Genomic DNA, 21,712 nt, shown 5'->3' with positions numbered 1-21,712 from the left:
ATTACCTATGATAAAAATTGCAGCCAAAACTCTTCTCGATCTAGAATTTCCTACCGTTTGCAAACAGATAAGCGAAATGTGTATTACGCAAATGGGAATAGATAAGGCCCTCGAGATAGTACCATATACCACTCCCAAAGAGGCATTGTTCGGACTTCACCAAACTAATGAATACTTAGACTCCTACAATCAAGAAAGTAGAATACCTAATCATGGTTTTGATAGTATCAATAAGGAGATTAGAATGCTTGGAATTGAAGAAGCAGTGCTAGAGCTTGGAAGCTTTCGTAAAATTTCTTCATTAGCAGAAACAGCGAATACTCAGATTAGATTTTTCAACAAATTTCAAGAACTTTATCCTTCTTTGTTTGAAACAACAGAGCCTATAGAATATACAAAGGCTATAACTGAAAAGATCGATGAGATCATTAGTAAATATGGGGAAGTTAAAGATGAAGCCACTCCCCTTTTATTGAATGCCAGACGTTCTATGAACGCAGTAAAGGGTAAGATAAACACTAGTTTTGGAAGCGCACTTACCACATATAACGGCTATGGATATTTAGATGAAATTAAAGAAAGTGTAGTAGAAAATGTACGAGTGCTTGCCGTAAAAGCAATGTATAGGAAAAAAGTTAAGGGTGGCATTTTAGGGAATTCTAAAACAGGTAGTATCGTTTACATTCAACCTGAAGCTACAATGAACCATACCAGAGAGCTTAACAATCTGGAATATGAAGAAAAAGAAGAAATCAATAGAATTTTAAAAGCGCTCACCAATTTTTTAAAACCTTATAAAGAACTTCTTTTAGAATACCAAGATCTGTTAAGTGAGATAGATGTAATATCTGCAAAAGCAAAATATGCCAGAGAGATCAACGGTATACTGCCAAAGATCACCAAAGAAAGAGAACTTAGTCTAAAGGATGCCTACCATCCTCTTTTATATAGAAATAATAAGCAACGAGGAGAAAAAACATTTCCACAGAGTATAGGTCTTTCTTCAGATAATAGAATAATTGTTATTTCCGGACCTAATGCCGGAGGAAAGAGTATCACCTTAAAAACTGTTGGTTTACTTCAGGTTATGCTTCAAAGCGGTGTATTAATACCGGTTCATGAATATAGCAGGATGTGCCTTTTTAATAAGATCTTAACCGATATTGGTGACAACCAATCTATAGAAAATCATTTAAGTACTTATAGTTATCGCTTAAAGAATATGAATTCTTTTCTCAAGAAATGTGATAATAAAACCCTATTCCTTATAGATGAATTTGGAACCGGGAGTGATCCGGAATTGGGAGGTGCTTTGGCTGAAACATTTTTGGAGGTTTTTTATGAGCGAGAATCTTTTGGGATCTTAACTACACATTACACCAATTTAAAGATGTTGGCAAATGAGTTGCCTAATATGACCAATGCTAATATGATGTTCGATTCTAGAACGCTGGAACCTATCTATAAGCTACAGTTAGGAGAAGCAGGAAGTTCATTTACATTTGAAGTCGCACAGAAAAATGGAATTCCATATAGTTTGATCAACAGATCTAAGAAAAAAGTAGAGCGAGGAAAAATTAGATTTGATAAGAGCATAGCAGATCTGCAAAAAGAGCGAAGCAAGCTCAAAAAGACTACAGATTCTCTTAAAAATCAAGAAATAGTAACTGCTCAGCAAAAAGATAAGCTTGAAGAGACCAATGCAAAGATCCAGCAGAAGTTAGAAAGCTATCAAGAATTATACGACTCAAATCAAAGGCTTATTTATCTAGGACAAAAAATTAATGATATAAGTGAGAAATATTTCAATAATAAGCAGAAGAAAGAGTTAATAGGAGAATTCATTAAGATTGTTGAGATCGAAAATTCTAAGAGAACTAAAGAAACTGCAAAACAGGTTAAGATAAAGAAAGCTAAAGAAAAGAAGGTTGTTCAAGAGGCTGAGAAGAAAGTTGAAGTAATAAGACAGCGTAAGAAAGAGGAAAAAAAGAAAATAGAAACTCAACAAATTAAAGAAGCAAATAAAACAAAAGCGCTCTTAAAAGTTGGAGATCGTGTAAGAATGGAAGATGGTAAAGCGGTAGGTTCTATAGATAATATTGAAAAAGGAAAAGCTACAGTTAACTATGGTATTTTTACGACCAGTGTTTCTTTAGATCAACTAGAATTGGTACAAGCTGCTAAAAAGAAGAAATAATGGAAAGTTCAATAGATATTAATAAGAAAATCATCTTATTTGATGGAGTGTGTAATCTATGTAATTCTGCTGTAAATTATGTAATTGAGCATGACGCAAAAGATTTCTTTAGATTTGCTTCCCTACAGAGTAAAGCAGGAATTGAGCTTATGGAAGAACGTGGAATTGATCCTAATGCTATAGATTCTATAATATTGATTGAGCCTGGTATTGCTTATTACAATAAATCTACTGCTGCACTTAAAATAGCAAAGCATTTATCCGGTAGTATTTCTTTATTGAGATTTTTCTCTGTACTACCGGAGGGCTTCCGAAACCTGGTGTATGATTTTATTGCCAAGAATCGCTACCAATGGTTTGGTAAAAAAGACGCTTGTATGATTCCTACACCAGAACTTAAAGCTAAATTTTTGTAGATACCTCTTCTCTTTCTACAGGAATGGTTGTAGCATCAGCATCGTAATTATCATCCCAATCTTTTACGTTAGGAGGTCCTAATTTATCTACAGATTTTGCAACGATCATTGCTACTGCAGCATCTCCGGTTACATTTACCGTTGTTCTACACATATCTAATGGTCTATCTATTGCAAAGATCAATGCCAATCCAGCTTCCGGAATTCCTGCTTGTGCTAGAACAATAACCAACATTACCATTCCTGCTCCAGGAACAGCCGCAGAACCAATAGAGGCTAAAGTTGCTGTAGCAATTATTCCTAATTGAGTACCAAATGAAAGGTCCATCCCAAAGGCCTGTGCAATAAATACTGCAGCTACCGCCTGATATAAACTTGTTCCATCCATATTAATAGTAGCTCCAATAGGAAGTACAAAACTTGCCACTTCCTTATGTACGCCCATATGCTCTTCTACTCTCTCCATAGTTACAGGCAAAGTTGCAGCACTAGAGCTTGTTGAGAATGCTAGTAGTTGTGCCGGAGCCATTCCATTAAGAAAGAAAGAAGGTTTATTTTTTGTAACGATCCATACCAGCAGCACATAAAAACCGATCATTAATGCTAATCCTATTAGTACTGTTAAGGCATACATAGCTAGTGCTGCAAATAGATCTGTACTTGGAGATTCTACCACCAATGCAGCCAACAATGCAAATACACCATAAGGAGCAGTAAGCATTATGAGATCTATCATTTTGAGAATTACTTCATTAAAGCCATCAAAAAAGTCTTTTACCGGTTTACTTTGCTTTTCAGGAATTAAGATTAGTCCAATACCAAAGAAAATTGCAAAGAAAATAACTTGAAGCATATTAGAATTATCACTGGCTGCACCAAAGATATTAGATGGTACGAGATCTTCTAAAGCCTGAAGTGGGCCTGCATCCTTCTGTTTTTGAGCATCTGCAATTCTAACATTAGCATCACCTTCATAACTAGAAATAAGATCATCTCTAGTACCTTGATTTATAGCACTACCTGGTTTTATTAAATTTACTAATGCTAATCCTATAGAAACAGCTATAACGGTAGTTCCAATATATGTAAGAATAGTTCTAGTTCCCATTTTGGATAGCTTAGAAATATCTTTAAGATCTGAGATACCCTTAATTAAAGAGGCTAGAATTAAAGGAACCGCAATTAATTTAAGCGAGTTTATAAAGATATTCCCAAAAGGCTTAATCCAATCTCCAACGAAATCTGGTCCCCATGAAAAATTAGTTAGTACTAATGCGAAAAGAACTCCTAAAGCCATTCCCAATAAAATCTGCCAGTGCAGCGCTAATTTTTTCATAGTAAAGTATTGTTGCAATTATATTTTTGAAATTTTGTTTTGTAAAAAGAAATCGGCTATTACTAACGCAGCCATAGCATCTACTATAGGTACCGCTCGTGGTACCACACAAGGGTCATGCCTGCCTTTTCCCTGCATTTCAACTTGCAGACCTTGAGAATTAATGGTTGGTTGTTTTTGCATGATGGTAGCCACAGGTTTAAATGCTACGGTAAAATAAATATCCATACCATTAGAGATTCCTCCCTGAATGCCACCGCTCAAATTTGTAGTTGTGCTGCCATCAGAATTGAAAAGATCATTATGTTCACTTCCTTTCATCTTGGTACCTTCAAATCCACTTCCGTATTCAAAGCCTTTAACCGCATTAATAGAAAGCATTGCTTTTCCTAGTTCTGCATGTAACTTATCAAATACAGGTTCTCCAAGACCCTTAGGAACATTTTTTATAACGCACTGCACCGTACCGCCAACGGTATCTCCCTGACTTCTTATGTCTTTAATATAATCTTCCATACGCTGTGCAACAGCCGTATCTGGACATCTTACAGGGTTAGACTCTATTAAATTAAGATCTATAGTCTCTAAATTTTTATCTAAGCTTATATTTCCCACAGAACTTGTAAAAGCGTGAAATGAGATATTAGGTATTACTTGCTTAGCTATGGCACCACCTACAACTCTACTAGCTGTTTCGCGTGCAGAAGAACGGCCACCACCTCTATAATCTCTAATTCCATATTTCTCATCATATGTATAATCTGCATGGGAGGGTCTGTACGTATCTTTTATATGAGAGTAGTCTTTAGATTTTTGATTTGCATTTTTAATCACAAAGCCAATAGGAGTTCCAGTAGTTTGTCCCTCAAATATCCCTGAATAGAATTCAACTGTATCTGGTTCTTTTCTTTGAGTTACAATTGCAGATTGCCCCGGTTTTCTCTTATTAAGATCTTGCTGAACTTTCTCAAGATCTATTTTTATTCCTGCAGGACAACCATCAATTATTCCACCAATGGCAGCGCCATGTGATTCTCCAAAAGTGGTTAATTTAAAAAGCTTTCCGAAAGTATTTCCGGCCATAAAATCGATTTTGAACAAATGTAATTTTTTAACTACATATTTAAAAGTCTATTCCCTATTAATATTCTCTTAACAAACTAATCATTAATTAATCTTTTGATAAGAATACTTTAAAAAATGCCTAATCCAATTAAAAGATTAATAAGGTTTCTTTGAGATATAATTAATTCGAAATTGCAAAAGAAAAGAGATATTGAACTCGTAGTAATCTCAGATATACATCTGGGTGTTCTAGGATGCAATGCAAAAGGACTATTGCATTACCTTAATTCTATACAGCCGAAAAAGCTTATTCTAATAGGTGATTTTATGGAGCGCTTGCAATTTATAAAAAGCCATATTCCAAAAGATCATTTAGAAGTGATAAACAAGATCATTAAGTTAAGCAATAATGGAACCGAGGTGATCTATATTACCGGCAGTCATAATGAGATGCAATTTAGCGGACTGAAACTTGGAAATTTTGTTGTAGTAGATAAACTTGTTCTGGATCTGGACGGAAAATTAGCGTGGTTCTTCAACGGTGATGTTCTAGATTTTTCTTTTCTATATTCTAAATGGCTTGCAAATATTGATGTATGGAGCTATAATGTTATTCTGAAAATCAATAAACTCTTTAATTGGAATTTGATTACATCTGAGAAGAGAAAATTCTCCAAGTCTAAAAAAAATAAGAACAATCTGGAACTTAATATTAAAGATATTCAACTTTTCGAAAAAAGAGTATCAGATCTTGCCATAGAAAATGATTATAAATATGTAATCTCTGGTCATACTCATCAACCAAAGATCATAAGGAAAACTAATATATATGGTACTTGTCTTTATCTTAATTCTGGTAAATGGATAGAGAATTTAACTACTCTAGAGTATAATAATAAACGATGGGAATTGAACAAATTTGATGAAAATACCCTGACTAAAAAGGAAATTGAGACTACGCCAGTGGAGCGAATTTTAGATCTCATTACAGCAATAACCATTCTAAATAAAGCGAGACCTCAGAACTAAATTTGAGGTCTCTTACCTAATGAAAAATCTAAGCTAAAGATTCTCTAAGAATTGTTATTGGATGTTTTGCAATTCTTTTGGTCCCATCAAAGATTTGATGACGACAACTTGTTCCATTAGCGGCAATAATGGTGTCTAAATCGCTTTTTCTAACTGCGGGAAATAAACTTTGATTTCCTATATTCATACTAATCTCATAATGCTCTTGTTCATAACCAAAAGAACCTGCCATCCCACAACAACCTGATGAAATAATGGTTACCATATAATTCTTTGGAAAATTAAGAACATCAAAAGTAACGGCAGAATTAGATAATGCTTTTTGATGACAATGCGCGTGTATCTTAACCTTTTTAGATTCTGAAGTAAAAGCGGAAACATCAATATTCCCTAAAGCCATTTCTTTCTTTAGAAATTCTTCTATTAGAAAACAATTCTTTGAAAGTTGTATAGATGAAGCTTTATCGTCTCCCAATCTTAGATATTCATCCCTAAAAGTTAAGATGGCAGATGGTTCTATTCCTATAAGTGGCGTATCTACAGAAATAAGATCCTTGAAGATAGTTATATTTTTGTTTGCCAACTCTTTGGCTTCCTCTAAAAATCCTTTAGAAATATGACTTCTTCCACTTTCTGAATGAGCTATAATTTTGACTTGATACTTTAGCTTAAATAATAATTCTATGGCATCAATCCCAATGGTAGCATCTAAGTAATTCGTAAATTCATCAGTAAAGAGATAAACCGTTTTAACTGGATTTGTAACAATAAGCCTATCTTTATTTTCCTTATAATAGTTTGTCAAAGTTTGTTTAGAGAGTTCAGGTAAGGTTCTTTGTTTAGCAACTCCCATTACCTTTTTTGCAATCCCTGAGGTAATATTATTGGTAAATAAAAAATTAGAGATCTTTGGAACTTTTGAAGCTAGTTGGTTCATGCTCGCATTATTAGCAAATGCCTTACTTCTAAAAGATCTTCCATTAGCTTTTTGATATTGAAATTGAAATTCTGCTTTTAATGCAGCAACATCTACATTAGAAGGACATTCGCTTTTACAGCCTTTACAACTTATACAAAGATCAAAAACTTCTTTTAGCTCTTTATGGTCAAATTTATTAGGCTTGTCAGAATTTGTTAGAAATTCTCTCAAGGCATTTGCTCTAGCTCGCGTAGTATCTTTTTCATCCTTAGTGGCTCTGTAGCTTGGGCACATAGTTCCACCCGCTTCTACAGATTTTCTACAATCTCCACTCCCATTGCATTTTTCTGCAAGTCTTAATATACCTTCAGAATCTTCAAAATTCATTATAGTAGAAACGTTAGGCTCAATTCTATTAGGTACATATCTCAGCGAAGTATCCATTGCAGTAGCGTCTACAATTTTTCCGGGATTAAAAATATTTTCAGGGTCAAAAATATGCTTGATTTCTTTTAAGAGTTGATAGTTTTTAGACCCCACCATCATTTCAATAAATTCTGCCCGAAGCCTCCCATCTCCATGCTCTCCACTCATAGAACCCTTATATTTCTTCACCAAAGTAGCAACATCTTCTGTGATCTTTCTAAAAAGCACTACATCTTGTTCTATCTTTAAATTAAGTATAGGTCTTAAATGCAATTCACCGGCACCAGCATGGGCATAGTACACAGCTTCCTGCCCATAATTTTTCATTATTTGTGTAAACTCAAGAATATAGTTGGCAAGATCTGGAATAGCTACAGCGGTATCTTCTATACATGCTACCGCCTTTCTATCTCCAACCATATTACCTAACAATCCTAAGCCTGCTTTTCTAAGTTCTAATGCGAGCTCTATTTGATCTCCCGTTAAAACGGGTAAAGCATAGGTTAAATTAGATTCCCTTAATCTGTTAAGCAAGATTTTGATCTTATTTTGCAAGTCTTCTTCAGTCTCTGCACGAAGTTCCAGCATTAAAATTGCTTTAGGATCTCCTTCAATAAAAAAACGATTCTCTTTATATTTTAAATTTTCATTGGTGCAATCTAAGATCACTTTATCCATCATTTCACAAGTGAATAATGGGCTTTTCATAGACGGTACTACTGCAAGCATACAGTTCTCTATACTTGTAAAGTGCGCGGCAACCATGGCAGCATGTGTTGGTGGAAGTACATCTAATTGCAAAGTGATCTCTGTAGTAAAGGCCAAGGTTCCTTCGCTTCCTGACAATAACTTACAAAGGTCAAAATTCTCTTTACCACTAGAGAAAGGTTCAGTTCTAATTAATTCGTCTATAGCATATCCCGTATTTCTTCTGTGTATAGCTTCTTGTGGAAATTCTCGTTTTATTTCTTCCTGAACGGTCTCTGGAGATAAAAGGTGATAAATAGAACTGTAAATTTTATTTTCCAGAAGATCACCATTTAATTTCTGCCTAAAATTTTCTGCGGAAAGATTTGAAAACTCTGCGGTAGAACTATCGCTTAAAATAGTCTTTAAACTCAAGACCTTATCTCTGGTGGTACCATATCTTATTGAAGTAGTTCCGCTAGAGTTGTTGCCAACCATCCCTCCTATCATACACCTATTGGAAGTAGAAGTATTAGGACCGAAAAACAAACCATATTTCAGAAGTTGTCTGTTAAGATCGTCTCTAATAACCCCGGGTTGAACAATAGCGATTCTTTTTTCAGCATCAATAGCTATTATCTTAGTTAGATATTTAGAAACATCTACTACCAGACCACTACCTACACATTGTCCTGCTAGCGATGTTCCAGCCGTTCTAGGAATTAAACCTATTTTATTATTTCGAGCAAAGTTAATGATGGTTTTTATATCTGCTTCAGATCTTGGATAACATACTCCTAAAGGTAATTCTCTATATACAGAGGCATCTGTTGCATATATGCTTCTATGTAATTTATCCTGAAGTAATTCCCCTTCAATAGATAATTCTAACTCTTCTAATGTTGCTTTCATATTGACTCTAAAAGTACGAATTTAGCCGAATTTTGCTTAACAGATCATTAATGATTATTAACAATACATTGGCTTAATGGGGTGTCTGCATTTCAATTTTACAATTAAATTTGCTTTTACAAATAAAATAAATCAGATATGAAAAAAGTATTTTTATTAGCATTGTTTGCCATAGGATTAGGTACAACTTCCAACGCACAAACAATTTCTGAGAATGCACTAGGTCTTAGAATTGGTGGTGGAAATGGATATGGAGCAGAAGTTTCTTATCAACGTGCTATTGGAGGAGACAATAATAGATTAGAGTTTGATCTTGGATGGAGAAATGACGATTCTAGATATAACTCTGTAAAACTAGCGGCATTGTACCAATGGGTATGGAACATTGATGGTGGTTTTAATTGGTATGCAGGTGCCGGTGGTGGTATTGGAAATATTAGCGCTAAAGACGATCGCTACTATGATAAAAGAGATTACAGGTATAAAGATGAAACTTTTGTATTCTTAGCAGGTAACATAGGTATAGAATATAACTTTGATATTCCACTTTTGCTTTCTTTAGACTTTAGACCAGAAGTTGGGTTTATTAATGATAACGATGATATCGATAAATTATCACCAGATATCGCGGTTGGAGTTAGATACCAATTCTAAAAAACAACAAAATAAATTAAAAGCGTAAATTAAATTTTACGCTTTTTTTATTTCTGCCAATGCCTTTTCATATAGTGCTTCATATTGCGGCACAACAATATCAATATCAAAAGTTTTTGCTTGTTCTAGAGCATTTTCTTTAAATCTTTTAAGGGTATCATTATCTTCAAGAATCTTTACCCCAAAATCTCCCATAGCCTGTACATCACCAATTTCTGCAAGGTATCCAGAAACTCCGTGAATATTTACTTCTGGGATTCCACCACTATTGGTGGAAATTACAGGAACACCGTTTACCATAGCCTCTAAAGCAGCCAATCCAAAGCTCTCTTTTTCTGAAGGTAATAGAAACAGGTCTGAGAAGCATAAAATCTTATCTATCTCATTACTTTCTCCAAGGAATACTACCTTCTCCTGAAGTCCTAATTCGGCAACTAAAGCTTCTGCCATTTCCTTTTCAGGACCGGCACCCACCATGATCAGTTTAGATTTTACACTTTTTTGAATAACATCAAAAATTCGAATTACATCTCCTATTCTTTTTACAGCTCTAAAATTACTAACATGAGAAATTATTCGCTCGTCTTCATCTGCCATTAAATGACGTTGACAATCTGTAAAGCCTTTTCGAAATTTAGAAGTATCAATAAAATTTGGAACCACATCGATATCCTTGGTGATCTTGAAAAGATTTAAAGTATCCTTCTTAAGACTTTCAGAAACGGAGGTTACTACATCACTATGATTTATACTAAATGTAACCGCAGGTTTATAAAAAGGATGATTTCCTACCAAAGTAATATCTGTACCATGCAAAGTAGTAACCATTGGAAGTGAAATTCCTTCTTCTTCCAACATCTTTTTAGCCATATATCCTGCGTAAGCATGTGGGATGGCATAATGTACATGTAAAACATCAATTTCATGAAGTTTTACCATATTCACTAATTTACTACTAAGCGCAAGTTCGTAAGGTTGGAAATGAAATAAAGGATACTCTGGAACAGTTACTTCGTGAAAATGTATATTCCTATTAAGCTGTTCTAATCTAACAGGTTGTTTGTAGGTTATAAAATGAATAGAATGCCCTCTTTTAGACAATGCCATTCCAAGTTCTGTGGCAACAACCCCACTACCACCAAAGGTAGGATAGCAAACAATCCCTATTTTCATAAATTAATTCTCAATAGATTCATAAATAACTTCCTGGATCTTAGACCTAATATCTTCTCTTATCAATTTACGATTATTAACATCAGGATTTACCCTATTAGATAAAAACACATATAAGATCTCTGTCTCTGGATCTACCCAGGCAAAAGTTCCGGTGAAACCGCTGTGACCAAAACTAGAAACCGAAGCACAACCACATGTAGGGCCGGACTTTCCAAGTTGTGGTTTGTCGAAACCTACACCTCGCCTTACATTTTTATCGCAATAATAGCAGGTATTAAATTTTTCTATGGTTTCGGCTCCTATATATCTCTTGCCTCCATAGAAACCATGATTCAAATACATTTGCATAATCTTAGCAACATCATTAGCGGTACTAAATAATCCTGCATGTCCACCAATACCTCCCTGCATTGCAGCGCCCTGATCATGAACATAGCCATGAACCAGTTGTTTTCTCCATAGATTATCATACTCTGTAGGTACAATTTGATCTGGATTAAATTTATCTAAAGGCAAGTAAGTTGTAAAATTTGCGCCCAACGGTTGATATATATTTTCTTGAGTTATATAAGCTAAAGAAGATTTAAAATGACCTTCCAAATAATACTTCATTAAATAAAAAGGGAGATCACTATACTTGTATCCCAGCTTAGGCTCTAGTTTACTATCTCTAATTTCTGCTAGAATGGTATCTCTAATATTATCTCTAATAAACATATTCTCTGCCACTCTAAGTCCAAATCCTTCTCTCTTTTCATCACGATAAAATGAAGTAGAGAGCCTTTTTGTTTTGCTATCTAAAGTTCCTACGTAAAAAGGCAACCAGGCTTTTAATTTTGCGTAATGCATAAGCATATCCTGTAATCTGATCTTTGCTTTATTAGATCCTTTAAAAAATGGAATAAGATCTCCAAGTTTAGAATCGAAGCTAATAACTTTTTGCTCTTCTAATTGCATGATTAGAGGCAGCGAAGCGAGAATCTTGGTTAAAGATGCAAGATCGTAAACAGAGGTATCAGTAACTGGAAATGTCTTATCGTAAGTGTGATAACCAGCATTCCTTTCATAAATAACCTTTCCTTTCCTAGCAACTATTACCTGTAACCCTGGAGTCATTTTACTATCTAAAGCCAATGTTATAAGAGAGTCTATTTTCTGAAGTTTCTCATAATTCATACCTACAGATTGTGGCATGCCGTAAGCCAATCTTTCTAAACTCTTGGTTTGATACCCTGTTCCTACAGGAAAATTATCCCCTAAGCTTACCGGTAACTTCCCTTTAGCTTCTAACGCCCCAAAGATAATCTGAGCAGATTTTTGTTGTGAAGCTTCACTATTTTGATAGCTCATAACAATACCTTCAAGATTGCTAGTAGATCTAAGGTCTGTTAAAGCATAAGGTCTGGCAAAAACATCTAGTATTGTATGATTACTTCTAGCTATTTCATCTATATACCGCTCCTCTTCACTACTAAATTTGTAGCGTGCCCAAGGCGACGCATCAGATTTATGGAAACCAATGATCACTAAATTATACGCTTTTAATTTCTCTTGTAATTCGTCTAAATTTTCTGCCTTAACCCAATCTACCTTAGTGTATCGTGAAAGTTGATGCAGAAATGGAGTACTTTCTGAATCTCCAAAATTAACGTAAGCTATCTTTTTAGTCTCTAGATCTTTAATAGGGAGAATTCCTGAATCATTTTTAACGATGGTGATAGCATTTTCTATAAGCTCTTCGTAAAGAGCCTTATCATCTAAAGTATTTAGATCGTTAATTAGGTTAGTAGTATCTACCGCAGTATAGTGTGCAAGTCCTGCCTGATATTTGGCTGAAAGAATCTTTTTTACAGAATATGCTAAGCGAGTTTCTGTTATTTTTCCATCATTGAAAGCATCAAATATTTTAATAGAAGCTTTAGGAACATCTTCAGACATAGTAAGAACATCATTCCCTGCCATAAAAGCTGCTAGATCAATTTCACCTGGATTTTTAAAATTTGAAGCCCCTTTCATATTAAGAGCATCCGTAAAGATCAAGCCTTTGAAATTCATTTTATTCTGAAGAAGCTCTGTCACTATGGGTTTAGATAGCGAAGAGGGCACGTCTTTTTCTGGATCTAGTGCAGGAACATCTAAATGAGCAATCATAATACTGTTAACCCCTTTATCAATAATTTTTCGGAAAGGATATAGCTCAATACTATCTATCCTCTCTTTGCTAAAAGATATAGTAGGCAAAGTTTTATGAGAATCTTTTTGAGTATCTCCGTGACCCGGAAAATGCTTAGCGCAGGTAAGTGCACCCATACTTTGCATCCCATTCATAAAAGCAATAGCTCTCTTAGATACTTCTTCTCTATCTTCTCCAAAAGATCTATTTCCAATAATTGGATTTTTAGGATTGGTATTAACATCTACATCTGGCGCGAAGTTTATATGAACACCTAATCTTTTGGTATGACGTGATATGGCTGCCCCAGCCTTCTCAATAAGTTTAAGGTCTTTTACAGCTCCAAGTGTCATGTTCCACGGCAAGGCAAAGGTAGAATCTAGGCGCATTGCTAAACCCCATTCTGCGTCCATCCCAATGAGCAAAGGTACATTTGCCAATTCTTGAAATTCATTATTTAATTTTGCTTGCTGCAAGGGCCCTCCCTTAGAAAACAAGACCCCACCAATATGGTGCTCTCTTATTAGATCTTTAATCTTCTCTGTCTCTTTTCGAGACTGGTTAGAAAAAACATCAACCATAAATAATTGACCTATTCTTTCCTGAAGGTTCATTTTGTTATATACACTATCCACCCAAGCCTTTTGTTGCAACACATCCTTAGTTAATAATGGATCCTGTTGAGCAAAAATTGATATGGAAAAAGTGAATAATAAGATTAAAATGAGAGATGTCTGTAGGGGCTTCATACAAACTCTCTATTTTAAAAAGCGATTATGCCAGCTTTCTGAAGCAGGGACTTCCCAATCTGTTAGATATTCAGATTTATTAGTAACAAGATTATTAAATACGATGGTATTTGGAGAAACAGCTTTGTCTTTTGCCATCTTTCTAAAATCGATCAAATTCTTATAAGCCACATGTTCTCCTTGCTTATAGCTCACATTCATCTTATCTAAAAGATCTACGCTGTAATCTTGTTCTAATTTTTGAATAAAATGAACAGATGCATCTATAGAACAACCGGTGGCAGCATTTAACTCCTGATCTAAAGCTAGGATGATAAATCTTTTATATCTAATTTCAAAGGAAGCTTTAAGATTAGCACCATGTGCCGTCCACTGAGAAATAAAATCTTCTAACTTGGTTGTAATTTCCTGAAGCTCTTGCTCAGAGAATGATCTATTTGCCTGGTAGATCCACACTCTAGATGAATCTGATAATTCCTTAAAAGGTACTAACATTTTTTTTGAGATTATATTTTTACAAAGCTACTTGATTATAAGATTAGCTTCAAATTTAGTACAAGTAAATTATTCTTATTAACACCTAATACCTGTTAAAATTAGACATTACGTACGATACTTTTTACAAAATAAAAACCTCAAGACTTGGTCTCAAGGTTTTGGTTGATATTATATTTTAAAAGTTTGAATACCTATTATAGATCTTGAGCATTTGCTATCATCTCTGCAACATCCATTACTTCAATCTTATCTTCTTGATTCTTATTTTTAACACCATCTGTCATCATAGTATTACAAAATGGACATCCAGCTGCTATAATTTCCGGCTTAACTTCCATAGCCTGCTCTGTACGCTCCACATTTACATCCTTATTTCCTGGCTCTGGTTCTTTGAACATCTGTCCTCCACCAGCTCCGCAGCACAATCCATTGCTCTTGCACTTTCTCATTTCTACCAGTTCCACTTCCAGCTTTCGCAATAAATCTCGTGGAGCTTCATAAACATTGTTTGCTCTACCTAAATAACATGGGTCGTGAAAAGTAATACGCTTTCCTTTAAATTTTCCTCCTTCTACCTTTAATCTACCTTCTTCCAGTAAAGACTTTAAGAAAGTGGTATGGTGCATTACTTCGTAATTACCACCTAGTGCCGGATACTCGTTTTTCAACGTATTAAAACAGTGTGGACAAGCGGTAACAACTTTCTTAATTTCATATCCATTAAGAACTTCAATATTAGTTGCTGCTTGCATTTGAAATAAGAATTCATTCCCAGCACGTTTAGCAGGATCCCCTGTACAAGTTTCTTCTGTTCCCAAAACAGCAAAATCTACTTTAGATTCATGTAATAATTTGACAAAAGCTTTGGTGATCTTTTTAGCACGATCATCAAAACTTCCGGCACATCCTACCCAAAATAATACTTCGGGTTTCTTACCTTCTGCCATATACTCGGCCATTGTTGGAACTTTAATTGCTTCTGACATTTTTATAAACTTTACTTAGAATTCTTAATTTTGTGAAAATCAAATTGATAATAAATACTATCAAAAGATTGATATTTAGCAAATTGGGAAGATCAACTAAATAATTAATTTAACCTATTTATTTTTCATTTGCCCAATTCAATCTATCCATTTGATTGTAAGGCCATGGAGCACCATTATTTTCAATGTTCTGTAATGCAATTGCCAATTCATTAGGCGCAGCACTTTCTTCCATTACTAAATAACGTCGCATATCTAAAATAATAGAAAGTGGATCAATACCTATTGGACAAGCCTCTACGCAGGCATTACAAGTAGTACAAGCCCATAACTCTTCTCTAAGGATATAATTATCTAAAAGTTGTTTTCCATCATCTTCAAACTTTCCTTTAGTGTTAATGATCTCACCTACTTCTTCTAGTCTATCTCTAGTGTCCATCATGATCTTTCTTGGTGAAAGCTTTTTCCCAGTTTGGTTTGCAGGACATTGCTCTGTGCATCTACCACATTCTGTACAGGTATATGAATTTAATAATTGAACCTGATTGAGGTCCATCACATCGGAAGCTCCAAATTTTGCTGGCTCCTCTTCTGTACCTTCCTCTGGCATAGCATAAGGATCTGCATCTGGATCCATCATTAGCTTAACTTCATTAGTAACAGCTTCTAGATTATCCATCTCCCCTTTAGGAGCAAGTTTGGAAAAGTATACGTTAGGAAATGCTAATAGAATATGTAAATGCTTAGAATAATATAAATAATTCAAAAAGAAAAGAATTCCAACTATATGTAACCACCATGCTGCTCTTTCAACTATTATAAGAATATCTGTACTAAAATTTTCAAACCAAGGACTTAAGTATTGACTGATAGGAAAAGAACCTACAATTCCAGATTCTTGTGCATAATGAGCCACTCCGTTCAATTGTAATTGATAGTCTGCACCATTCATAACGATGAAAAGTATCATTAGGACCATTTCAAAGTATAAGATATAGTTAGCATCATTTTTTGGCCACCCTTTTAATTCTCTACTTAAAAATCTATAAATATTTAAGCTATTTCTTCTTATCCAAAAGATGATTACACCAACAAATACTAAGAATGCCAAAATTTCAAAAGTACCTATTAAGAAATTATATCCTCCACCAAGGAAGGAGAGAATTCTATGAGTTCCAAATACACCATCTATAACGATTTCGAGAACTTCTATATTAATAATTATAAATCCTAAGTAAACTATAATATGCAAGAAACCAGAAATTGGCTTTTTAACCATTTTAGATTGCCCTAGTGCAATTCTTGCCATTTTCGCAAAACGCTCTCCTGGTTGATCGTTTCTATCTATCTTTTTTCCAAGTTTTATATTTCGAATAACCCTCCGAATATTTCTGGCAAAAAAAAGGATTCCGGCAACAAGTACAATTAAAAAAACAATCTGAGTAATAATTTGCATAATCTCTATTTTAAAGAATCTTTTGGCTTATCATACGATCCCGGAGATTTTCCGAAAACTGAGAAGTGAACATATCTTTTAGGATTTAATTTGATATCCTGTAGTAGTTGTTCCATTTGTTTGGTAGCACGGTCTAGATTATCATAAACCCTATCATCTGTAAGCAATTTACCTGCAGTTCCTTTTCCGCTACTCAAATTATTAGAGATCTCTTCAAAATCTGCTATAACTTTCTCAAGATCTCTTCCCATACCACTTAGATCAATTTGAGAAAGACTATCAGAAAACTTATTGAAGTTTGTAGACATTTCATCTAAATTGGTAAATGTATGATCTAATTTTTGAGAATTACCATCTACAATACCATTCAAAGATTGAGCAGTAGCTTTAAAAGAAGCTACTGTTAAAGCAAGATCATCAAAAGTTGCTTTTATGTTGTTACGAGTTTGTGGATTCAACACCTGGTTTAATGCAGTAACCATAGAGTCTGCACTAACTATTGTTCTCTCTACTTTTACCTGTAAGGGTGTTAGGCGCTCATTTACCAATTCCATGATTCCTTCTTCAATATCACTTGGCAATGTATCACCTGTTTGAGCCATTTGGCCTCGTTCATATTCAGGAACAATAGCTAAAGACTTACCTCCAATAAGCCCACCTCCATATATTTGAGCCAGACTGTTCTTAGAAAATCTAAAATCACTATCCACGCTAAAGGTTACTAATAAGAGACCACTTTCATTTAAGAAATCTATTGTATTTATCTTCCCAACCTTTAAACCATTAATAGTAACTGCAGAAGATGGAGATAATCCTTCTACATCTGCATACACAGCATAAAATTTCCGGCTTGAATCTAAGAGATTTTTACCTTTAAGAAAACTATATCCAAATATTAATATTACTATAGCAACAATGGCCAGGATGCCAGTTTTAACCTCTTTAGTATATTTCAAAAGTTCTATTTTTTAGAATGATTGCAAATTTAGAAATAAATATAGGAAAGTACTGCTATTTGCCTTGGCTTTTTAACGCCTCATTAACGGTAATCTTCTTACCATCCTTGAATGCAACCACATAACAAGACTTATAACCTTTAGATTTTGCCTTTTTCTGAAGATCTTGAATTTGATTATAACTTGAAGTAGCCCCGTAATAATATTTATAGAATTTACCTTCTTCTTCTCTAAATACAGGTTTTAAGCCCTTAAAATTAGAAGATTTTGGTTCTAACTTCTTAGAACTAGCAGCAAGTTGTACTTTAAAGGTAATTCCCTCAAAAGCGTCTTCAAAAGTTGTAGGAGCATCTACAGTTGTTACTGCAACGGGAGCATTAGATTCTAAATTATCTAAAGCAGCCATGTTTATACTTCCGCTATAGTCTTTGATAGCATCTACAATAGCATCTGCCATTTTAGACTGCCCGTTAGAACTATTTAAAAAAGGTCCTTCTTCTCTATTGGTAAGAAATCCGGTTTCAATAAGTACACTTGGCATATAGGTTTGGCGCAGAACTAAGAATCCAGCCTGTTTTACACCTCTATCATTTCTTCTTAGTTCTTTGGTAAATTTCTTCTGTACATAATCTGCCAATAATATACTTTGATCTAGATATTCTTCCTGCATTATCTGCATACCTATATAAGACTCTGGAGAATTAGGATCAAAACCATCATAGGTAATATCATAATCCTCTTCTAGAAAGATCACAGAGTTCTCTCGCTTAGCAACTTCAAAGTTAGCCTGGTTACGGTGTAATCCAAGTACAAAAGTTTCGGTACCGTAAGCCTGGGAATTATGAGCATTACAGTGCACAGATACAAATAAATCTGCTTTAGCATCATTAGCTATATCTGCCCGCCTATCTAACTCAATAAAAACATCATTACTTCTGGTATAAATAACTTTAATGTTATCATTTTTCTCCAGTTCTCTTCCTACCTTAAGTACAATGCTTAGGGCTATATCTTTCTCATTAAAACCTCCCCCCCTGTTTCCCGGGTCTTTTCCACCATGACCAGCGTCTAAAACCACAACAAATTTTGGTTTAGGTTTGGTATTAGAAATAGGTGTAAATGCAACTAATAAGGTTGAAATAAAGAGTATTGCAATAAATGTAAGTAGGTTATTTTTCATAAAAATAGTAACGATAGAATTAGGCTTATTATTTTATTCTGTCTTTTTTTGTATTCCGAAAAGGAAGCTTAAAAAATATATGTAATTTTGGATATTCAAAAAGCAAGCCATTCTTTACAAAAATAGCACTTAAAGCATTGCGAACATACTCACATTATATACTTTTTTCTTGTGTTTTTTTGCTCTTAGCTCCAATATACTCATTGGCGCAAGAAATTAAACCAAGTGGTAATATTATTCTTGAAAAAGATAGAGATAGCGTTGTAACAGTAAGTGATTCTCTTTCAATTGCCGGCCAAATCATTCAACAAGACACTATAAAAACCGATACTGTTAAAAAAGCTCCTGCACTATTAACTGATATCGTAAACTACTCAGCTGAAGATTATATGCGCTTAAGCGTAAAAGAGAATAGAATGTATCTTTATGATAATGCACAAATTACCTACGATGACATGGTAATAACTGCTGGTATGATCATTTTAGACAACGAAAAGAAAGAAATTTATGCTTACGGTATACCAGATTCTACAGGTACCTATTCTCAACTCCCAGTTTTTACTCAGGCTCAAAATACAGTAAAGCCAGATTCTATCAGATTCAATTTTGATACTGAAAAGGCCTTGATCTATAATACTAGAACAGAAGAAGGTGCCTTTAAAGTGAGAGGAGAAATCACTAAAAGAGAGAATGATTCTGTTTACTTTATGAAGAATGTAAAATTTACTACTTCTACCAACGAAGAAAATCCAGATTACTATTTTTATGCTAGGCGAATAAAATTTGTTCCAAACAAAAAGATCGTTACAGGATTAGTAAATATGTATATAGCAGATGTGCCAACACCTCTAGGCTTACCTTTTGCATATTTTCCATTAACAGATGAGCAAACCTCTGGTTTTATTCTACCCTCTTTTGGAAATAGTAATAATCGCGGTTATTTTCTTCAAAATGGGGGGTATTATTTTGCTATAAGTGATTATGTAGATCTTTTAGCATTAGGAGATTATTATACAAACGGAAGTTACGGCCTGAGGTTACAATCTAGTTACGCTAAGCGTTACAGCTTTAGAGGAAATTTAAACTTCAGGTATGAAAACTTATTAGATAGTGAACGCGGCTTTCCCGATTTTGCTCAGAGAACAAATTATAACATTCAATGGTCCCACAGTCAAGATTCTAAAGCTAACCCAAATTCGAGATTTTCTGCCTCTGTAAACCTTGGAAGTAGTGATTACTATAGAGAATCTGTTAATCAGGCTAATACGGGTAACTTTTTAAATAACTCTTTAAATTCTACAGTGTCTTACTCCAAGACATTTCCGGGAGAGCCGCAAGTTAATTTTAGCGCCACAGCCACACATTCTCAGAATACTAATACCAAGGTTATAAATATGACTTTACCTACGGTACAAACCAGTGTTTCTAGAATATATCCATTCGCACCAAAATTAGGTGCTAAAAAAGGATTGATTGAGAATATAAACTTTCAATATAACTTTAGAGGAGAGAATAGATTTGTAACCACAGACTCTTTATTCTTTAAACCAGAAATGTTTAAAGACGCAAATTTTGGAGCTCAACACACTATTCCCGTTTCAACAAACTTTAAACTATTTAAGTTTCTAAGTGTTAGTGCTAATGCTAATTATGAAGAAAATTGGGTTTTCAAAACTTATGAGAAAACCTATGATCAAAATTTAAGAAGAGAAGTAATAGATACCGTTTCTGGTTTTGATTCTTATAGAACCTATGGATTTAGCACCGGAATTGGTACCACTATTTACGGAAAAGTGAATTTTAAAAAGGATAGTAAAATACAGGCGCTACGCCATGTTATAAGACCTAATATTAGTTACAATATCAATCCTGGATTTGATCAATATTACGATCAATATACCATTTTTGATGAGCAGGATCAAACGCTTACAGAACGCGTGGTAGATTATTCAAGATTTCAAGGTTCCCTTTATGGTGCTCCGGGAAGACAATTTTCTAGCTCTATAGGATTGTCTATCAATAATACCTTAGAGGCCAAAGTAAGAGATAAAGATAGCACTGCTACAGAACCTAAGAAGATCACGCTATTGAATAACTTTAGCATGAGTACTGCCTACAATTTAGCTGGAGATTCGCTTAAATTATCTCCTATTGCGCTTAGAGGAAGTATTCCGGTAATTCAGAACAAATTAGATATCAATTTGGCGGCAAATTTAGATCTATATGCTTTAGATAATAATAACCGTAGAATAGACAAATTGAATATTAATAATGGAGGTAGTTTATTTAGATTTACCTCTGCCAATGTAAGTTTTGGGTATTCATTTGCAAGTACAGATTTTGACAAGGACACTAAAAATAAGGACAAACAAGAGAATGATACGTTTAGAAATGGTGGAAGACCAGATGATCTTTTTGGAAAAGGAACAGATCTAGATGGTAGATTCTATGATGAAGAAGAGGATGTATTTGCTAAAGATGGAGATGAATCTTCTAATAACACTTGGTACAATTATGATATTCCATGGAACCTTACTTTAGCTTATACCATGACTTATAGTAACAGGACTAGAGAAAGCGAAATCACTTCTCATTCCATCATGTTTTCTGGAGATGTTGAGTTATCTCCAAAATGGGTTGTAGGAGGTTCTTCCGGGTTTGATATAAAAGACGGTGGCTTTACTTATACTCAGTTAAGATTTCAACGAGATTTAGATAGTTGGAGAATGAGCTTTAACTGGGTTCCCTTTAGTGAAAGAAGCTCTTGGTATTTCTTTATTGGAATTAAATCTTCTATTCTTAGCGATATTAAATATGATAAACGACGTGAACCGGATAGAAGATTATAGTGATTCTTCATCTTAAAATAATATAGCTACATACACCAAAAAATAATA

15 protein-coding genes are annotated in these 21,712 nt (G+C 34.3%); 5 read left to right on the top strand and 10 right to left on the bottom strand.

Features of this window, described 5'->3' with window-relative positions; translation table 11 throughout:
• Positions 1-7 precede the first annotated feature (7 nt).
• A complete protein-coding gene (locus tag BLT84_RS12430) occupies positions 8-2,197 on the top strand; it encodes an endonuclease MutS2 (protein WP_091266238.1) in 2,190 nt (729 codons plus the stop codon).
• Positions 2,197-2,613: a thiol-disulfide oxidoreductase DCC family protein gene (locus tag BLT84_RS12425; RefSeq protein ID WP_091266236.1), complete on the top strand. Its 417-nt coding sequence runs from the start codon at positions 2,197-2,199 to the stop codon at positions 2,611-2,613. The genes BLT84_RS12430 and BLT84_RS12425 overlap by 1 nt, the downstream gene beginning before the upstream one ends.
• On the opposite strand, the gene BLT84_RS12420 is transcribed toward BLT84_RS12425, so the two are convergent.
• Together BLT84_RS12420 and aroC are read right to left on the bottom strand one after the other, a co-directional pair.
• On the bottom strand, positions 2,600-3,949 hold the full coding sequence (locus tag BLT84_RS12420; RefSeq protein ID WP_091266233.1) for a dicarboxylate/amino acid:cation symporter: 1,350 nt from the start codon (positions 3,947-3,949) through the stop codon (positions 2,600-2,602). The two genes, BLT84_RS12425 and BLT84_RS12420, sit on opposite strands and share 14 nt — an antisense overlap.
• Before the next feature lie 18 nt (positions 3,950-3,967).
• Positions 3,968-5,032 (bottom strand): chorismate synthase, encoded by a 1,065-nt coding sequence (gene aroC / locus BLT84_RS12415; protein WP_091266230.1) that lies wholly within the window; start codon positions 5,030-5,032, stop codon positions 3,968-3,970.
• Positions 5,033-5,206: 174 nt separating this feature from the next.
• On the opposite strand from aroC, the gene BLT84_RS12410 reads away from it, so the two are divergent.
• Positions 5,207-6,043 carry a UDP-2,3-diacylglucosamine diphosphatase gene (locus tag BLT84_RS12410; RefSeq protein ID WP_091266227.1) on the top strand — a complete coding sequence of 279 codons (837 nt, stop codon included), beginning with the start codon at positions 5,207-5,209 and terminating at the stop codon, positions 6,041-6,043.
• Positions 6,044-6,071: 28 nt separating this feature from the next.
• On the opposite strand, the gene BLT84_RS12405 is transcribed toward BLT84_RS12410, so the two are convergent.
• Entirely contained in the window at positions 6,072-8,987 is a 2,916-nt protein-coding gene (locus tag BLT84_RS12405) for an FAD-binding and (Fe-S)-binding domain-containing protein (RefSeq protein WP_091266224.1), read from the bottom strand.
• Positions 8,988-9,125: 138 nt separating this feature from the next.
• Here BLT84_RS12405 and BLT84_RS12400 point away from each other — a divergent pair, with 138 nt between their 5' ends.
• A complete protein-coding gene (locus BLT84_RS12400; protein WP_034892745.1) occupies positions 9,126-9,641 on the top strand; it encodes a hypothetical protein in 516 nt (171 codons plus the stop codon).
• Positions 9,642-9,677: 36 nt separating this feature from the next.
• Here the strand turns inward: BLT84_RS12400 and bshA are convergent, their stop codons facing one another.
• From bshA to BLT84_RS12365, 7 genes are all read right to left on the bottom strand, one after another.
• Complete coding sequence (gene bshA / locus BLT84_RS12395) at positions 9,678-10,814, bottom strand: N-acetyl-alpha-D-glucosaminyl L-malate synthase BshA (protein ID WP_091266222.1); 1,137 nt, start codon at positions 10,812-10,814, stop codon at positions 9,678-9,680.
• Between the two features lie 3 nt (positions 10,815-10,817).
• A complete protein-coding gene (locus BLT84_RS12390; RefSeq protein ID WP_091266219.1) occupies positions 10,818-13,739 on the bottom strand; it encodes a glycoside hydrolase family 3 N-terminal domain-containing protein in 2,922 nt (973 codons plus the stop codon).
• A gap of 9 nt (positions 13,740-13,748) precedes the next feature.
• On the bottom strand, positions 13,749-14,234 hold the full coding sequence (locus BLT84_RS12385) for a hypothetical protein (protein ID WP_034892736.1): 486 nt from the start codon (positions 14,232-14,234) through the stop codon (positions 13,749-13,751).
• A gap of 197 nt (positions 14,235-14,431) precedes the next feature.
• Positions 14,432-15,223, bottom strand: coding sequence for a (Fe-S)-binding protein (locus BLT84_RS12380; RefSeq protein WP_091266216.1), 792 nt, complete (start codon positions 15,221-15,223; stop codon positions 14,432-14,434).
• A 118-nt stretch (positions 15,224-15,341) separates the two neighbouring features.
• Positions 15,342-16,679 carry a 4Fe-4S dicluster domain-containing protein gene (locus tag BLT84_RS12375; RefSeq protein ID WP_091266213.1) on the bottom strand — a complete coding sequence of 446 codons (1,338 nt, stop codon included), beginning with the start codon at positions 16,677-16,679 and terminating at the stop codon, positions 15,342-15,344.
• Positions 16,680-16,684: 5 nt separating this feature from the next.
• Complete coding sequence (locus BLT84_RS12370) at positions 16,685-17,635, bottom strand: MlaD family protein (protein WP_034892727.1); 951 nt, start codon at positions 17,633-17,635, stop codon at positions 16,685-16,687.
• A 55-nt stretch (positions 17,636-17,690) separates the two neighbouring features.
• A complete protein-coding gene (locus tag BLT84_RS12365; protein WP_091266210.1) occupies positions 17,691-18,815 on the bottom strand; it encodes an N-acetylmuramoyl-L-alanine amidase in 1,125 nt (374 codons plus the stop codon).
• Positions 18,816-19,009: 194 nt separating this feature from the next.
• On the opposite strand from BLT84_RS12365, the gene BLT84_RS12360 reads away from it, so the two are divergent.
• Positions 19,010-21,664: a putative LPS assembly protein LptD gene (locus BLT84_RS12360; RefSeq protein WP_231929548.1), complete on the top strand. Its 2,655-nt coding sequence runs from the start codon at positions 19,010-19,012 to the stop codon at positions 21,662-21,664.
• The last annotated feature ends 48 nt before the right edge of the window (positions 21,665-21,712 follow it).

Source organism: Gillisia sp. Hel1_33_143 (assembly GCF_900104765.1).
In the GTDB taxonomy this organism is placed as follows: domain Bacteria; phylum Bacteroidota; class Bacteroidia; order Flavobacteriales; family Flavobacteriaceae; genus Gillisia.
This window is presented reverse-complemented; position numbering and strand designations above follow the sequence as displayed.

Bases quoted from the DNA above. Each gene is read 5' to 3' on its own strand.
- BLT84_RS12430 (WP_091266238.1), top strand. From the start codon at position 8: ATGATAAAAATTGCAGCCAAAACTCTTCTCGATCTAGAATTTCCTACC.
- BLT84_RS12425 (WP_091266236.1), top strand. From the start codon at position 2,197: ATGGAAAGTTCAATAGATATTAATAAGAAAATCATCTTATTTGATGGA.
- BLT84_RS12420 (WP_091266233.1), bottom strand. From the start codon at position 3,949: ATGAAAAAATTAGCGCTGCACTGGCAGATTTTATTGGGAATGGCTTTA.
- aroC (WP_091266230.1), bottom strand. From the start codon at position 5,032: ATGGCCGGAAATACTTTCGGAAAGCTTTTTAAATTAACCACTTTTGGA.
- BLT84_RS12405 (WP_091266224.1), bottom strand. From the start codon at position 8,987: ATGAAAGCAACATTAGAAGAGTTAGAATTATCTATTGAAGGGGAATTA.
- BLT84_RS12400 (WP_034892745.1), top strand. From the start codon at position 9,126: ATGAAAAAAGTATTTTTATTAGCATTGTTTGCCATAGGATTAGGTACA.
- bshA (WP_091266222.1), bottom strand. From the start codon at position 10,814: ATGAAAATAGGGATTGTTTGCTATCCTACCTTTGGTGGTAGTGGGGTT.
- BLT84_RS12390 (WP_091266219.1), bottom strand. From the start codon at position 13,739: ATGAAGCCCCTACAGACATCTCTCATTTTAATCTTATTATTCACTTTT.
- BLT84_RS12385 (WP_034892736.1), bottom strand. From the start codon at position 14,234: ATGTTAGTACCTTTTAAGGAATTATCAGATTCATCTAGAGTGTGGATC.
- BLT84_RS12380 (WP_091266216.1), bottom strand. From the start codon at position 15,223: ATGTCAGAAGCAATTAAAGTTCCAACAATGGCCGAGTATATGGCAGAA.
- BLT84_RS12375 (WP_091266213.1), bottom strand. From the start codon at position 16,679: ATGCAAATTATTACTCAGATTGTTTTTTTAATTGTACTTGTTGCCGGA.
- BLT84_RS12365 (WP_091266210.1), bottom strand. From the start codon at position 18,815: ATGAAAAATAACCTACTTACATTTATTGCAATACTCTTTATTTCAACC.